The sequence below is a fragment of the Pectobacterium sp. CHL-2024 genome, assembly GCF_044751765.1.
In the GTDB taxonomy this organism is placed as follows: Bacteria; Pseudomonadota; Gammaproteobacteria; order Enterobacterales; family Enterobacteriaceae; genus Pectobacterium; species Pectobacterium brasiliense.
The window spans coordinates 116,095-130,821 of sequence record NZ_JBIXKO010000009.1 but is presented as its reverse complement, the minus strand read 5'-3'; the positions used below and the strand labels follow the sequence as shown (position 1 = coordinate 130,821).

The 14,727-nt window shown below is 53.0% G+C and carries 13 protein-coding genes; all 13 read left to right on the top strand.

Annotated elements, in window-relative coordinates:
- Positions 1-35: 35 nt before the first annotated feature.
- On the top strand, positions 36-362 hold the full coding sequence (gene trxA, locus ACIPUG_RS14740; protein ID WP_010283883.1) for a thioredoxin TrxA: 327 nt from the start codon (positions 36-38) through the stop codon (positions 360-362).
- A gap of 494 nt (positions 363-856) precedes the next feature.
- Positions 857-2,116, top strand: a complete 1,260-nt coding sequence (rho, locus tag ACIPUG_RS14735) for a transcription termination factor Rho (protein WP_010283881.1) — start codon at positions 857-859, stop codon at positions 2,114-2,116.
- 206 nt (positions 2,117-2,322) lie between these two features.
- A complete protein-coding gene (wecA, locus tag ACIPUG_RS14730; RefSeq protein ID WP_094370123.1) occupies positions 2,323-3,420 on the top strand; it encodes a UDP-N-acetylglucosamine--undecaprenyl-phosphate N-acetylglucosaminephosphotransferase in 1,098 nt (365 codons plus the stop codon).
- Between the two features lie 21 nt (positions 3,421-3,441).
- Positions 3,442-4,488, top strand: coding sequence for an ECA polysaccharide chain length modulation protein (gene wzzE, locus ACIPUG_RS14725; protein ID WP_039286255.1), 1,047 nt, complete (start codon positions 3,442-3,444; stop codon positions 4,486-4,488).
- 67 nt (positions 4,489-4,555) lie between these two features.
- On the top strand, positions 4,556-5,686 hold the full coding sequence (gene wecB, locus ACIPUG_RS14720) for a non-hydrolyzing UDP-N-acetylglucosamine 2-epimerase (protein ID WP_400338953.1): 1,131 nt from the start codon (positions 4,556-4,558) through the stop codon (positions 5,684-5,686).
- A gap of 285 nt (positions 5,687-5,971) precedes the next feature.
- On the top strand, positions 5,972-7,234 hold the full coding sequence (gene wecC, locus ACIPUG_RS14715; protein WP_039466137.1) for a UDP-N-acetyl-D-mannosamine dehydrogenase: 1,263 nt from the start codon (positions 5,972-5,974) through the stop codon (positions 7,232-7,234).
- Positions 7,225-8,298, top strand: coding sequence for a dTDP-glucose 4,6-dehydratase (rffG, locus tag ACIPUG_RS14710; protein ID WP_208851965.1), 1,074 nt, complete (start codon positions 7,225-7,227; stop codon positions 8,296-8,298). The genes wecC and rffG overlap by 10 nt, the downstream gene beginning before the upstream one ends.
- 37 nt (positions 8,299-8,335) lie before the next feature.
- Positions 8,336-9,067 (top strand): dTDP-4-amino-4,6-dideoxy-D-galactose acyltransferase, encoded by a 732-nt coding sequence (gene wecD / locus ACIPUG_RS14705; RefSeq protein WP_400338950.1) that lies wholly within the window; start codon positions 8,336-8,338, stop codon positions 9,065-9,067.
- Between the two features lie 4 nt (positions 9,068-9,071).
- Positions 9,072-10,202, top strand: a complete 1,131-nt coding sequence (rffA, locus tag ACIPUG_RS14700) for a dTDP-4-amino-4,6-dideoxygalactose transaminase (protein ID WP_400338948.1) — start codon at positions 9,072-9,074, stop codon at positions 10,200-10,202.
- 1 nt (position 10,203) lies between these two features.
- Complete coding sequence (wzxE, locus tag ACIPUG_RS14695; protein ID WP_400338945.1) at positions 10,204-11,454, top strand: lipid III flippase WzxE; 1,251 nt, start codon at positions 10,204-10,206, stop codon at positions 11,452-11,454.
- Positions 11,451-12,536, top strand: coding sequence for a TDP-N-acetylfucosamine:lipid II N-acetylfucosaminyltransferase (locus ACIPUG_RS14690; RefSeq protein WP_010283870.1), 1,086 nt, complete (start codon positions 11,451-11,453; stop codon positions 12,534-12,536). Before wzxE ends, ACIPUG_RS14690 begins: the two co-directional genes overlap by 4 nt.
- On the top strand, positions 12,533-13,921 hold the full coding sequence (gene wzyE / locus ACIPUG_RS14685; protein WP_249647941.1) for an ECA oligosaccharide polymerase: 1,389 nt from the start codon (positions 12,533-12,535) through the stop codon (positions 13,919-13,921). The genes ACIPUG_RS14690 and wzyE overlap by 4 nt, the downstream gene beginning before the upstream one ends.
- Positions 13,918-14,667, top strand: coding sequence for a lipopolysaccharide N-acetylmannosaminouronosyltransferase (gene wecG, locus ACIPUG_RS14680; protein ID WP_039522135.1), 750 nt, complete (start codon positions 13,918-13,920; stop codon positions 14,665-14,667). The genes wzyE and wecG overlap by 4 nt, the downstream gene beginning before the upstream one ends.
- The last annotated feature ends 60 nt before the right edge of the window (positions 14,668-14,727 follow it).

Below are 14,727 nucleotides of genomic sequence, written 5' to 3'. Positions count from 1 at the left end.
ACCAACAAGGTAGAAATAATCCTGCGGAGTAAAATATGAGCGATAAAATAATTCACCTGACTGATGACAGCTTCGGCACGAAAGTATTGCAAGCTGAGGGCGCTATCTTGGTTGATTTCTGGGCTGAGTGGTGTGGTCCTTGCAAAATGATCGCTCCTATTCTGGATGAAATTGCTGAAGAGTTTGAAGGTAAACTGACGGTTACCAAGCTGAATATTGATGAAAATCCGGCTACTGCGCCGAAATATGGTATCCGTGGCATTCCTACTCTGCTGCTGTTTAAAAACGGCGAAGTCGCTGCGACGAAAGTCGGCGCACTGTCGAAAGGGCAACTGAAAGAGTTCCTGACGGCGAATCTGTAATTAGCTTGATACCCTAAAAAGGGTGTCGCCGGCGGGCGCAATTGGGCAATATGTAATTCTCATATTGACTGCTTGCCGCTCGTCGGGAAGCGTGTTAGATTCTTCATCACTGCATATCGTACTTGCCTATGTTTAAGCCCTTAGGCTTAAGCCTGAAAGTTAGAGTCTAAAGCATTATTCTGTGTCGAAATCGAAAAAATCGTTGTTTTACAAGGTAATTGTTCTACAAGACGATTGTTTTACAACACGTTTGTGATCCGATTTGGGCAGTCTGCTAGTTTTACAATAATTGGTTTTATGTGTCTTCGATCTCCTGCCGTTGATTTATGCGGATATCGTTTATGCGGATGTTGTTTTGCGCGGATGTAATGCGCTTCAGGTGTGAAACCAGACAGGAATCCGGTGGTTGAAGGCTGTTATAGAGGCACGGATGATCCTGCCATACCATTCACGTTATAGTTCGAGATTTACCCCGAGTTAAAGAACCCACCACTATGAATCTTACCGAATTAAAGAATACGCCAGTTTCTGAGTTAATTACTCTTGGCGAAAATATGGGACTGGAAAACCAGGCCCGCATGCGCAAACAGGATATTATCTTCGCTATTCTGAAACAGCATGCCAAAAGCGGCGAGGATATTTTCGGCGATGGTGTGCTGGAGATATTGCAGGATGGCTTCGGCTTTCTCCGCTCCGCAGACAGCTCCTACCTCGCAGGCCCCGATGATATCTACGTTTCTCCCAGCCAAATCCGCCGTTTTAACCTCCGCACTGGTGACACCATTTCTGGCAAGATTCGTCCGCCGAAAGAAGGTGAACGCTACTTTGCGCTGCTGAAAGTTAACGAAGTCAACTACGACAAACCTGAAAACGCCCGCAACAAGATCCTGTTCGAAAACTTAACGCCGCTGCACGCAAACTCTCGTCTGCGTATGGAGCGGGGTAACGGTTCGACAGAAGATCTGACGGCGCGTGTGCTGGATCTGGCTTCGCCGATCGGCCGTGGTCAACGTGGTCTGATCGTTGCACCGCCAAAAGCGGGTAAAACCATGCTGCTGCAGAACATCGCACAGAGCATCGCTTACAACCATCCTGACTGCGTGCTGATGGTGCTGCTGATTGACGAACGTCCGGAAGAAGTTACCGAGATGCAGCGTCTGGTGAAAGGTGAAGTGGTAGCGTCAACGTTTGACGAGCCAGCTTCCCGTCACGTTCAGGTTGCCGAAATGGTGATCGAAAAGGCGAAGCGTCTGGTTGAGCATAAGAAAGACGTTATCATCCTGCTGGACTCCATTACCCGTCTGGCGCGTGCCTACAACACCGTGGTTCCGGCTTCGGGCAAAGTGTTGACCGGTGGTGTGGATGCCAACGCCCTGCATCGTCCGAAGCGTTTCTTCGGTGCGGCGCGTAACGTTGAGGAAGGCGGTAGCCTGACCATCATCGCCACCGCGCTGGTTGATACCGGTTCTAAGATGGACGAAGTGATTTACGAAGAATTTAAAGGTACAGGTAATATGGAACTGCACCTGGCGCGTAAAATCGCAGAAAAACGCGTATTCCCGGCGATTGACTACAACCGTTCCGGTACGCGTAAAGAAGAACTGCTTACTACCTCTGAAGAATTGCAGAAGATGTGGATTCTACGCAAGATCATCCACCCAATGGGTGAGATCGACGCTATGGAATTCCTCATCAACAAGTTGGCGATGACGAAAACCAACGATGAATTCTTCGATATGATGAAACGTTCATAAATCCGGGCGTTCATCCATTACGGATAACTCGGGGAACGCCACGCTGGGTCGTGGCGTTTTTTTATCCCCTAATTGATCGGATGTGAAGGGGCCTTCTACCAGGAAGTCTCGGTTATCACTCAATTTGTACTGGCGATCAACGTGGGCGATAGGATATAAGGCGTAAACCGAGTCTATACTGAACAGCTACAGCGCAGCTGTTAACGGTGAACTTACTCACTATGAGTACCGAATTACTATTTATTTTCTTGTTTTCTCTGGGCTTTCTTTTTTTTGCTCGCAGCATCGCGGGTAAAATAGGGCTTGTCGATCGTCCCAACTACCGTAAACGCCATCGGGGTCTTGTCCCTCTGGTTGGTGGTATCTCCGTGTATGCGGGTATCTGCTTTACCTACTTCATTACCGATCAATATATTCCCAACTTCCGTCTTTACCTGCTGTGCGCGGGTGTGCTGGTGTTTATCGGCATGCTGGACGATCGTTTTGATATCAGCGTGAAAATTCGTGCCGTTGTGCAGGCGTTTGTTGCCGTGGTGATGATGGCTTTCGCTGGCTTGACGATACATAACCTGGGATTCATTTTCGGTCCGTGGCAGATGGGGCTGGGGCCGTTTGGCTATCTGGTCACGCTGTTTGCGGTTTGGGCGGCAATTAATGCGTTCAATATGGTGGACGGGATCGATGGATTGCTCGGCGGGTTGTCCAGCGTCTCATTTGGGGCGATGGGCATTTTGCTGTACCTGAGCGGCCACACGAATCTGGCATTATGGTGTTTCGCCATGATTGCGGCGACGTTGCCTTATATTCTGCTTAACCTCGGCATGTTTGGACCTCGCTACAAGGTGTTCATGGGCGATGCCGGTAGCACGATGATTGGCTTCACGGCCATCTGGCTCCTGATTCAAACAACGCAAGGCCCGCAGCATCCGATTAATCCGGTTACGGCACTGTGGATCATCGCTATCCCGCTGATCGATATGATCGCCATTATGTATCGACGCTTGCGCAAAGGGATGAGCCCGTTCTCGCCTGACCGACAGCATATCCATCATTTAATGATGCGGGCTGGCTTCTCTTCCCGTCAGGCGTTTGTACTGATTACGCTTGCTGCCGCCTTGTTGGCCGCGGTCGGTGTGTTGGGAGAATATTTCTTTTTTATACCCGAATGGTTTATGTTGGCATTATTCTTGCTTGCATTTCTGCTGTATGGCTACTGCCTGAAACGAGCATGGCGGGTCGCCCGTTTTATCAAGCGAATCAAACGCCGTATGCGGCATTCTGATGAGCAAAAGCAGTCATCCTGACCAAATAATTTTGGGGAAGTAATGAAATCAGAGAACTTGTCTACCGGGAATGCGTTGATTGATAACGAACTGGATATCCGTGGTTTATTTCGCCTGCTGTGGCGTGGAAAGGTATGGCCGATAGCAATCGGCCTGCTTTTTGCCGTTGTGGCACTGGGTTATTCCTATCTTGTTAAACAAGAGTGGAGCGCGACAGCGATTACCGACAAGCCGACGGTCAATATGCTGGGTGGGTATTATTCGCAGCAGCAATTCCTGCGTAACCTCGACGCCCGTTCTTTTTCCGCGCCTCAGCCAGAACAACCGTCTATTTCGGCCGATGCTTATGACGAGTTCATCATGCAATTAGCGGCTTACGATACCCGCCGCGATTTCTGGTTGCAGACTGACTATTATAAGCAGCGTCTGGAAGGCGATGAAAAAGCCGATGCGGCTCTGCTCGATGAATTGGTTAACAACATTCAGTTTACGCCGCGCGACGACGGGAAAAAGACCAATGACTCCGTGAAACTGGTGGCAGAAACCTCTAAAGATTCCAACACGTTGCTTCGTCAGTATGTGGCTTTTGCCAGCCAGCGTGCAGCCAGTCACCTGAATGAAGAAATTAAGGGGGCCTGGGCGGCCAGAACCATTTTCATGAAGTCGCAGATCAAGCGTCAGGAAGCGGTAGCAAAAGCGATTTACGATCGCGAAGTCCGCAGCGTTGAGCTGGCGTTGAAAATCGCCCAGCAGCAAGGTATTAGCCGCAGCCAGACGGATACGCCGGCAGACGAAATCCCCGCATCGGAAATGTTCCTGCTTGGCAGGCCGATGCTTCAAGCCCGACTGGAAACATTGCAGACCAGCGGCCCCCACTACGAACTGGATTACGATCAAAATCGTGCGATGTTGGCGACGCTGAACGTTGGCCCAACGCTTGAGGCCAGTTTCCAGACGTATCGTTATTTGCGTACGCCGGAAGAGCCGGTGAAGCGTGACAGCCCACGCCGGGCATTCTTGATGGTGATGTGGGGTGCGATTGGTGCGCTCGTCGGCGCGGGTGTTGCCTTGGCTCGCCGTCCGCGCTAACCAGCTTGCTGATTCGCGTCTGATGCTCAGCGAGCGTCTGCGTCTAACCTGATTAAAGAGATTCAATGTGAAAGTATTGACTGTTTTCGGCACCCGGCCGGAAGCCATAAAAATGGCACCGCTGGTTCATGCCCTGGCTCAGGATGGAGCCTTTGAATCGAGAATTTGCGTAACAGCCCAGCACCGGGAGATGCTGGATCAGGTGCTGCGTTTGTTCGATATTACGCCGGATTACGATCTGGATATTATGCGCCCGGGACAGGGACTCAGTGAGATATCCTGCCGGATTTTATCAGGACTTGAACCCGTTATGGCGGAGTTCAAACCGGATTTGGTGTTGGTACACGGTGATACCACCACGACACTGGCAACCAGTCTGGCGGCTTTCTATCAACGTATCCCCGTCGGCCATGTAGAAGCGGGATTGCGTACTGGCAATTTGTACTCGCCCTGGCCGGAAGAGGCTAACCGCAAACTGACCGGACATTTGGCGATGTACCATTTCGCCCCAACGGAAAATTCTCGCCAAAATTTACTGCGTGAGCACCTATCTGATCGACATATTTTTGTGACGGGTAATACGGTGATTGATGCGCTGTTCTGGGTGCGCGATCGTATTCTCGGGGATGCCGCGCTACGCCGCAGCCTTGACGAAAAATATGCCTTTTTGGACGATAACAAAAAACTGATTTTGGTTACCGGGCACCGCCGCGAAAGTTTTGGCGGCGGCTTCGAGCGCATTTGCAGCGCGCTGGCAGATATTGCCCGTCGACACCCTGAAGTACAAATTGTGTATCCGGTTCACCTGAATCCTAACGTCAGCGAACCGGTGAATCGCATCCTGAGCTGCATTGATAATGTGATGCTGATTGCGCCGCAGGACTATCTGCCTTTCGTGTATTTGATGAACCGTTCTTACATGATTTTGACCGACTCTGGCGGCATTCAGGAAGAAGCGCCGTCGTTAGGCAAGCCCGTATTGGTGATGCGTGATACGACAGAGCGGCCGGAGGCGGTGGAAGCCGGCACGGTCAAGCTGGTAGGGACAGAAGTAACCAGCATTGTCGATGCGGTATCTACGCTGTTGACGGATGAAGAAGCGTATCAGGCAATGAGTCGCGCCCATAATCCTTATGGCGATGGACAAGCCTGTCAACGCATCGTTGATGCTTTAAAAAATCGCCAGGAGCGATTTTAAACGTCGCTTGCGACGATCCTAAGGGTGTCGTGCAGGGATAGCCCGACATAAAAAATCGCTAAGTGTATTTTCGGGCTGAGAATAGCTGATTGACAGAGTGTAAACGGAGATAATGGGATAGAAGAGTAAAGCGTTTGCGCCATGGATGGCGCAATCCGAGCGTACAGGGATGTATTCACAGCGTCTTTACGATCTATCCATTATCTCCGCTCAATGCATCCATCAGCGCTCGAAAATTGAACGTCGCCTTGCGACGGCCCGACATAAAAATTATCAGGTGACACTATGAGCTTTACTACCATTTCCGTAATCGGTTTGGGCTACATCGGTTTACCCACCGCTGCTGCGTTTGCGTCGCGCCAGAAAAAAGTCATCGGTATCGATGTGAACAAACTGGCGGTAGAAACCATTAATCGCGGCGAAATCCATATCGTCGAGCCCGATCTGGATGCGTTGGTCAAAGTGGCAGTGGAAAATGGTTACCTTCAGGCGCTGACAAAGCCTGTGCCAGCCGACGCTTTCCTGATTGCCGTTCCTACCCCATTCAAAGGCGATCACGAACCCGACCTGGCCTACGTTCAGGCGGCTGCGGCATCTATCGCGCCTGTTCTGAAGAAAGGCGATCTGGTGATTCTGGAATCGACATCCCCCGTAGGTGCAACCGAACAAATGGCCGAGTGGCTGGCCGAGGCGCGAGCGGACTTGACGTTTCCGCAGCAGGTTGGGGAAACGGCGGATATCAATATAGCCTATTGTCCTGAACGCGTTCTGCCAGGGCAGGTCGTGGTCGAACTGATTAAAAACGATCGCGTCATTGGCGGCATGACCCCGGTATGCTCTGCTCGCGCGAGCGAACTGTACAAAATCTTCCTCGAAGGTGAGTGTGTGGTTACTAACTCCCGCACCGCCGAAATGTGCAAGCTGACGGAAAACAGCTTCCGCGACGTTAATATTGCTTTCGCCAATGAGCTCTCGCTGATTTGTGCCGAACAAAACATTAACGTATGGGAACTTATCCGATTGGCAAACCGCCATCCCCGCGTCAATATCCTGCAACCCGGCCCTGGCGTCGGCGGGCACTGTATTGCGGTCGACCCTTGGTTTATCGTGGCGCAGAATCCGCAGCAGGCCCGGTTGATTCATACCGCCAGACTGGTGAACGATGGCAAGCCACTCTGGGTCGTGGATCGCGTTAAAGCGGCTGTGGCGGATTATCTGGCACAAACGGATAAACGCGCCAGCGAGGTCACGGTGGCCTGCTTTGGGCTGGCGTTCAAGCCCGATATTGACGATCTGCGTGAAAGCCCAGCTGTAGGGATTACGTCCATGATCGCACAGTGGAATACCGGCGTGACGTTAGCCGTCGAACCGAATGTCAAACACCTGCCGTCCGTGTTGGCCGGGCAGGTGAAACTTGTCGATACCAGCAGTGCATTAAAAGAAGCCGATGTGCTAGTCATGCTGGTCGACCACCGTCAGTTTAAAGCGGTTAGCCCAGAAGATGTGAAACAACAGTGGGTTATCGATACCAAAGGAGTATGGCGTTGAAACGTATTTTAATTACCGGCGGAGCAGGGTTTATTGGTTCGGCGTTGGTCAGATACATTCTGACGGAAACGCAGGACAGCGTCGTCGTTGTCGATAAGCTGACCTATGCAGGGAACCTGTCTTCTCTGGCCCCCGTTGCTGATAGCTCACGCTTCGCCTTCGAGCAGGTTGATATCTGCGATCGTGCGGAATTGGACCGTGTCTTTACCGCTTACCAGCCCGCGCTGGTGATGCATTTGGCGGCAGAAAGCCACGTCGACCGCTCTATCGATGGCCCGGCGGCGTTTATCGAAACCAATATTGTCGGCACCTATACGATGCTGGAAGCCGCACGTCATTACTGGCAAAACCTGGCTGATGCGGACAAGCGCGCATTCCGTTTTCACCATATCTCTACCGATGAAGTGTTTGGTGACCTGCATGGGACGGATGATCTGTTTACAGAAACCACGCCTTATGCGCCAAGCAGCCCCTATTCCGCATCGAAAGCCTCCAGCGACCACCTTGTTCGCGCCTGGCTGCGCACCTACGGGTTCCCGACGGTTATCACTAACTGCTCGAATAACTACGGCCCTTACCATTTCCCAGAGAAGCTGATTCCGCTGGTGATTCTGAATGCGGTCGCGGGCAAACCCTTACCGGTTTACGGTGACGGCGCGCAAATCCGTGACTGGCTGTTTGTCGAAGACCACGCTCGCGCACTGTACAAAGTGGTGACGGAAGGCGAAATCGGCGAGACGTATAACATCGGTGGTCACAACGAGCGCAAAAACATTGAAGTCGTGCAGACCATTTGCGCGCTGCTGGAAGAGCTGGCACCGAATAAGCCTGCTGGCGTAGCGTATTACCGCGATCTCATCACCTACGTGAAAGACCGCCCTGGTCACGATATGCGTTACGCGATCGATGCTGGGAAAATTGAACGTGAGCTGGGCTGGCGTCCAGAAGAAACGTTTGAGACGGGTATGAGAAAAACCGTCAGTTGGTATCTGAATAACGAAAAATGGTGGCGCAGCGTGCAGGATGGTTCTTATACCGGTGAGCGTTTAGGGTTGAACGACTAAACCTGCGTCTGATGGCGGAAAAGAGAGGAGCGAAACGATGATCCATCCGATATCAATTGGAAAGGGAGAGATTCGCGCCACGGTTGAACCGCTGGGCTGGGAGAACGAATTCTTCCAGATTGACAGCGGTAAGCTGAATTTTTCGCCTTCTGCGCCTGCGTTGACGCTCGATGCGCTGAACGCATTTACGCTGACGCAGGCTAAAATCGCAGCGGACAACCTGGTGCTGGCAGATGCGCTTGCTGATCTTGGGTTTCGATTGGTTGAAGGCGAGGTCGATCTCAGTCTGCCGCTCCAACGGGCTACGGTTGTTACGCCGCTACCGCGCTGGCGTGAAGCTACACCCGACGATATCCCTGCACTAAGGGACGCGGCGTCACGTGTTTTTGCGCTGAGCCGTTTTCGTTCTCCGTGGTATCAACCGGAGGATAGCGGGCGTTTCTATGCACAGTGGATGGAGAATGCCGTGCGCGGTACGTTCGACCACTGTTGTTTGCTGGTGGAAGATGTCGCGGGCAATCCACAAGGATGGGTCACGCTACGCAGAGTGAATGACTCGGATGCCCGTATCGGTCTACTGGGCGTTTGGCCGGGCGTTACGGTACGTGGCATCGGTTCACAGCTGATGGCGCTGGCGGAAGCGTGGTGCCGACAACAAGAGTTGATATGTCTTCGGGTCGCGACACAGGTTAGCAACGTGGCGGCGCTTCGTCTTTATCTTCGCCGTGGTGCCACGATTGAGAGCACGGCGTATTGGTTATACAGGTGATCACATGATTCCATTTAATGCGCCACCAGTTGTGGGTACAGAGCTAGATTATATGCAGGCTGCGATGAGCAGCGGTAAATTGTGCGGCGATGGTGGATTTACCCGCCGCTGTCAGCAGTGGCTGGAACATTATTCCGGCAGCAAAAAGGTCCTGCTCACTCCGTCCTGCACCGCTTCGCTGGAGATGGCTGCTATCCTGCTGGACGTGAAGCCCGGCGATGAAGTGATCATGCCGAGCTATACCTTCGTGTCTACCGCCAATGCCTTTGTGCTGCGTGGTGCGAAGATCGTGTTTGTCGATATTCGCCCGGATACCATGAATATTGACGAAACGAAGATCGAAGCGGCCATTACGGAAAAGACGCGCATTATCGTGCCGGTTCACTACGCAGGTGTAGCCTGCGAGATGGATGCGATTATGACACTGGCGAAGAAATACGATTTATATGTCGTGGAAGATGCCGCGCAGGGCGTGATGTCGAGCTACAAAGGCCGTGTTCTGGGCTCTATCGGCCACATCGGCTGCTTCAGTTTTCACGAAACCAAGAACTATACCTCGGGCGGCGAGGGCGGAGCCACGCTGATTAATGACGCAAGGCTGGTGGAGCGTGCGGAAATCATCCGTGAAAAAGGCACCAACCGCAGCCAGTTCTTTCGTGGGCAGGTGGACAAATACACCTGGCGGGATATCGGTTCAAGCTACCTGATGGCAGATATTCAGGCTGCCTACCTCTGGGCACAGCTGGAAGCGGCACGTCCGATCAACGAACGCCGTCTGAAACTGTGGCAGAACTACTACGCGGCATTCAAATCTCTGGCTGATGCTGGGCGTATTACCCTGCCGACCGTGCCTGCCAATGGGATTCATAACGCGCACATGTTTTATATCAAACTGCGCGATCAGGACGACCGCAGTGCGTTTATCAATTACATGAAAGAAGCCGAAATCATGACGGTCTTTCATTATATCCCGCTGCACAGTTGCCCGGCCGGTCTGAACTTCGGTAGTTTCTCCGGTGAAGACCGTTACACCACGCAGGAAAGCGAGCGGCTGGTGCGTTTACCGCTGTTCTACAACCTGTCAGACGTCAATCAGCGGACGGTGATCAATACCATTCTGAGCTTCTTCTCCTGATATGTCGTTGGCGAAAGCATCGATATGGACGGCAGGCTCCACGCTGATAAAAATCGGCGCGGGGCTGGTTGTCGTCAAACTGCTGGCGGTCGCTTTTGGCCCTAGCGGTGTGGGGATGGCAGGGAATTTCCGTCAGCTTATTACGGTTCTAGGCGTGTTAGCCGGTGCGGGGATCTTCAACGGCGTCACCAAATACGTGGCGGAGTACCAGCAACAGACGGAACGGCTCAGGCCGCTGCTCGGTACGTCAGTCACGCTGGTGCTGGGGTTCTCCACGCTGTTGGCGATTCTCTTTCTTTCCGCCGCAACGCCTATCGCCAATCTGCTGTTTGGGCATGATGACTATCGCGATGTGGTGCGTGCGCTGGCGTTTATCCAGATGGGCATCGCCTACGCTAACCTGTTTCTGGCGATTCTCAAGGGCTATCGGGATGCGATAGGCAACGCGCTGGCTGTGATCGGCGGCAGCCTGATCGGGCTGGCGGCCTTTTGGCTCTGCCTGCAACTGGGCGGCTATGTTGGCGCACTGGCAGGGCTGGCGCTGGTGCCCGCCCTGCTGGTGATTCCAGCAGGCATCATGCTATATCGACGCACTCCGCTGTCGCTGACATCGCTAAAACCAGCCTGGGATCGCGCGATTGCCGGGCAGTTGGGCAAATTTACGCTGATGGCGTTAATGACGGCGGTGACGCTGCCCGTTGCGTACATCATGATGCGTAACCTGCTGGCGGCGCACTACAGCTGGGACGAAGTGGGTATTTGGCAGGGCGTCAGCAGTATTTCCGATGCTTATCTGCAATTCATTACCGCCTCTTTTACCGTCTATTTGTTGCCGACACTCTCGCGCCTGACGGATAAAGTCGCGTTGTCGCAGGAGATTGTCCGCTCGCTGAAGTTTGTGCTGCCCGTTGTGGCAGGCGTCAGCTTTTGTGTGTGGCTGCTGCGAGATTTTGCCATCTGGCTGCTGTTCTCCAGCGAGTTCACGGCCATGCGAGATCTCTTCGTTTGGCAATTGGTAGGCGATGTAATGAAAGTGGGCGCTTACGTCTTTGGCTATCTGGTCATTGCGAAAGCGGCATTGCGCTTTTATCTGCTCACGGAAGTGAGCCAGTTTCTCCTGCTGACTGGGTTTTCCCACTGGCTGATTCCGCTTTATGGCGCACAAGGTGCGGCACAGGCCTATATGGCAACCTACCTGGTCTATTTTTTGCTTTGTTGTTGCGTATTCATTATTTACCGTAGGCGAGCATGACGACACTGATTCATGTATTGGGATCTGACATCCCGCATCATAACCAGACCGTTTTACGTTTTTTTAACGACGTACTGGCGACGGAACTCCCCGAGCAGCAGATTCGGCATTTTATCGTGGCGTCCCGCGACGGTATTTCATCGGCTGATTTCCCCGCGCTGCGTATCGAAACCTGCGTGGATAAGAAAACGCTGGCTGAGGCCGTCATCGCCAGAGCCAAAGCGAACCGCAAGATGCGCTTTTTCCTGCATGGGCAGTTTAATCCCACGCTGTGGCTGGCGTTGCTGAGCGGAAAAATCAAATCCGAGCAGGTTTACTGGCACGTCTGGGGCGCGGATTTGTATGAAGAGGCGAGCAGCCTGAAATATCGCCTGTTTTATCTGCTGCGGCGTATGGCGCAAAAGCGTGTCGGACACGTGTTTGCTACGCGTGGCGATCTGGCGTGGTATCAGCAGCGTTCACCTCGCGTGCCGACGTCATTGCTGTACTTCCCAACGCGAATGGATCCAGCGCTAACGGGCATGCAGGTGGATAAACCGCTGGCAGGGCCGATGACGATTCTGGTCGGCAATTCTGGCGATCGCACGAATCGCCATCAGGAAGCGCTGCGGGCGATTCACAAGCAGTTCGGGAAAAACGTGCGGGTCGTTGTGCCGATGGGCTATCCCGCGAATAACGAGTCCTACATCGCGCAGGTGGAAAAGGACGGTTTGGCGCTGTTCGGCGTGAAAAATTTCCAACTGCTGAAAGACCAACTGGCGTTTGATGATTATCTCAACATGCTGCGTACCTGCGATTTGGGCTATTTTATTTTCGATCGCCAGCAGGGAATCGGGACGTTATGTCTGCTGATTCAGTTTGGCGTGCCGTTCGTGATCAGTCGACAAAATCCGTTCTGGCAGGATCTGACGGAACAAGGGCTGCCCGTGCTGTTTTACGGTGACGAATTGGATGAGGCGCTGGTGCGTGAAGCGCAGCGCCAACTGGCATCAGTCGATAAGCAACAGATTGCGTTTTTTAATCCCAATTATCTGCAAGGCTGGCGCGATGCGCTGGCATTGGCGACGGGAGAACCAACATGACGCTGGGGCAATTTGGTGGGCTGTTTGTCGTCTACCTGATTTCAGTCATCTTTATCCTGAGCCTGACCTGGATGGAGTTCCGGCGGGTGCGTTTTAATTTTAACGTGTTGTTTTCCCTGCTCTATTTGTTGACGTTCTATTTTGGTTTTCCGTTTACCTGCGTGCTGGTGTTCCGGTTTGGCGTTGACGTGGTTCCCGTGCAGTTCCTGCTTCAGGCGATGCTGTCTGCGACGGCGTTCTATGCGATCTATTACGTCAGCTATAAGACGCGGTTACGCCAGAAAACCTCCGTGCCACGTGCGCCACTTCTGACGGTGAACCGGGTTGAAGCCAATCTGACCTGGCTGCTGTTGGCGCTGATTGCCGTTGCCACCGTCGGTATCTTCTTCCTCAACAATGGCTTTTTGTTGTTTAAGCTGCGTTCTTACAGCCAGATATTCTCTAGCGATGTATCCGGTGTGGCGTTGAAACGCTTTTTCTACTTCTTCATTCCGGCGATGCTGGTGGTGTATTTCCTGCGCCAGACACAGCGTGCGTGGATAATGTTCCTCATCGGAACGGTCGCGTTTGGGATGCTGACGTATGTGATTGTTGGCGGAACGCGTGCAAATCTGATCATCGCCTTCGCGCTGTTTCTGTTTATTGGCATTGTGCGCGGCTGGATTACGCTGTGGATGCTGGTTGCGGCTGGCGCGTTCGGGATTGTCGGGATGTTCTGGCTGGCGCTGAAGCGCTATGGGCTGGATGTCAGCGGCGATTACGCCTTCTATACCTTCCTCTATTTAACCCGTGACACCTTCTCGCCTTGGGAGAATCTGGCGCTGCTATGGCAGAACTACGACAAGATTGAATTTCAGGGGCTGGCACCGATTGCCCGTGATTTCTACGTCTTTATTCCGTCCTGGCTATGGCCGGACCGTCCTAATTTGGTGTTAAACAGTGCGAATTATTTCACCTGGGAAGTGTTGAATAACCGCTCTGGGCTGGCAATCTCCCCCACGCTGTTGGGTTCGCTGGTGGTGATGGGCGGGGTGCTGTTTATCCCGCTCGGCGCGATTGCGGTAGGGCTGGTTATCAAGTGGTTCGACTGGGTGTACGAGTTAGGTAAGAACGACAGCAATCGCTATAAGGCCGCGATTTTACAGGCGTTCTGCTTCGGGGCGGTGTTCAATATTATTGTGCTGACGCGTGAAGGCGTCGATTCTTTTGTTTCACGTGTGGTGTTTTTCTGTCTGGTATTTGGTCTGTGTCTGCTGGTTGCCAAACTGCTCTATTGGCTGCTGGAAAGCGCTGGACTCATCCGGCAGCGTCTGATGCGTATGCGAGCCACGCCGATCGCGCCGACATCCAACACCGTGGATCCTGTGATAAAGGAGCAGGTATGACAGCGTTAAAAACCACAGAGACCATTCCTCTGTATACCATTCGTGGTTTGCCCATTCACGGCTTTCGCAATATGGCGCAGTTTGTAGATTACCTGTTTACGGGCGAGCGGGTTGAAACAGGCACGCTCGTCGCGATTAATGCTGAGAAAGTGCTGACGGCGGAAAAAGACGTCGCACTGCGTGCGTTGCTCGATCGCGCAGAGTACAAGTATGCGGATGGTATCAGCATCGTGCGCTCCATTCGGCGCAAATACCCGCAGGCTGACGTCACGCGGATTGCTGGCGCCGATCTGTGGGAAGCGCTAATGGCACGAGCGGGCAAAGAGGGAACGCCGGTTTTTCTGGTGGGCGGCAAACCTGATGTGTTGGCACAAACGGAAGCGAAACTGCGGGCGCAGTGGAACGTGAATATTGTCGGCAGTCAGGATGGCTATTTTGCGCCAGAGCAGCGCGATGCCCTGTTCGAACGTATCCGTGCCAGCGGTGCGCAAATTGTTACCGTCGCGATGGGGTCGCCACGACAGGAAATTCTGATGCGCGACTGTCGTCACCACTATCCCGATGCGCTGTATATGGGCGTGGGCGGAACGTATGACGTCTTTACCGGGCATGTGAAGCGTGCCCCGCTCGTGTGGCAAAACTTAGGACTGGAATGGCTGTATCGTTTGCTGTCCCAGCCGAGCCGTATTTTTCGGCAGTTTAAGCTATTGAAATATGTCGCCTATCACTACAGCGGTCGTCTGTAGCTTCATTGAATTGGCGCGTTAAACGCGCCAACCTTTCCCCGCCATTTTTCCCAGCAGTAT

Excerpts from the sequence above, each read along its gene's own strand:
- ACIPUG_RS14690 (WP_010283870.1), top strand. The coding sequence starts at position 11,451 with ATGACGACACTGATTCATGTATTGGGATCTGACATCCCGCATCATAAC.
- rho (WP_010283881.1), top strand. The coding sequence starts at position 857 with ATGAATCTTACCGAATTAAAGAATACGCCAGTTTCTGAGTTAATTACT.
- wecC (WP_039466137.1), top strand. The coding sequence starts at position 5,972 with ATGAGCTTTACTACCATTTCCGTAATCGGTTTGGGCTACATCGGTTTA.
- wecG (WP_039522135.1), top strand. The coding sequence starts at position 13,918 with ATGACAGCGTTAAAAACCACAGAGACCATTCCTCTGTATACCATTCGT.
- wzyE (WP_249647941.1), top strand. The coding sequence starts at position 12,533 with ATGACGCTGGGGCAATTTGGTGGGCTGTTTGTCGTCTACCTGATTTCA.
- wzzE (WP_039286255.1), top strand. The coding sequence starts at position 3,442 with ATGAAATCAGAGAACTTGTCTACCGGGAATGCGTTGATTGATAACGAA.
- wecD (WP_400338950.1), top strand. The coding sequence starts at position 8,336 with ATGATCCATCCGATATCAATTGGAAAGGGAGAGATTCGCGCCACGGTT.
- rffA (WP_400338948.1), top strand. The coding sequence starts at position 9,072 with ATGATTCCATTTAATGCGCCACCAGTTGTGGGTACAGAGCTAGATTAT.
- trxA (WP_010283883.1), top strand. The coding sequence starts at position 36 with ATGAGCGATAAAATAATTCACCTGACTGATGACAGCTTCGGCACGAAA.
- rffG (WP_208851965.1), top strand. The coding sequence starts at position 7,225 with ATGGCGTTGAAACGTATTTTAATTACCGGCGGAGCAGGGTTTATTGGT.
- wzxE (WP_400338945.1), top strand. The coding sequence starts at position 10,204 with ATGTCGTTGGCGAAAGCATCGATATGGACGGCAGGCTCCACGCTGATA.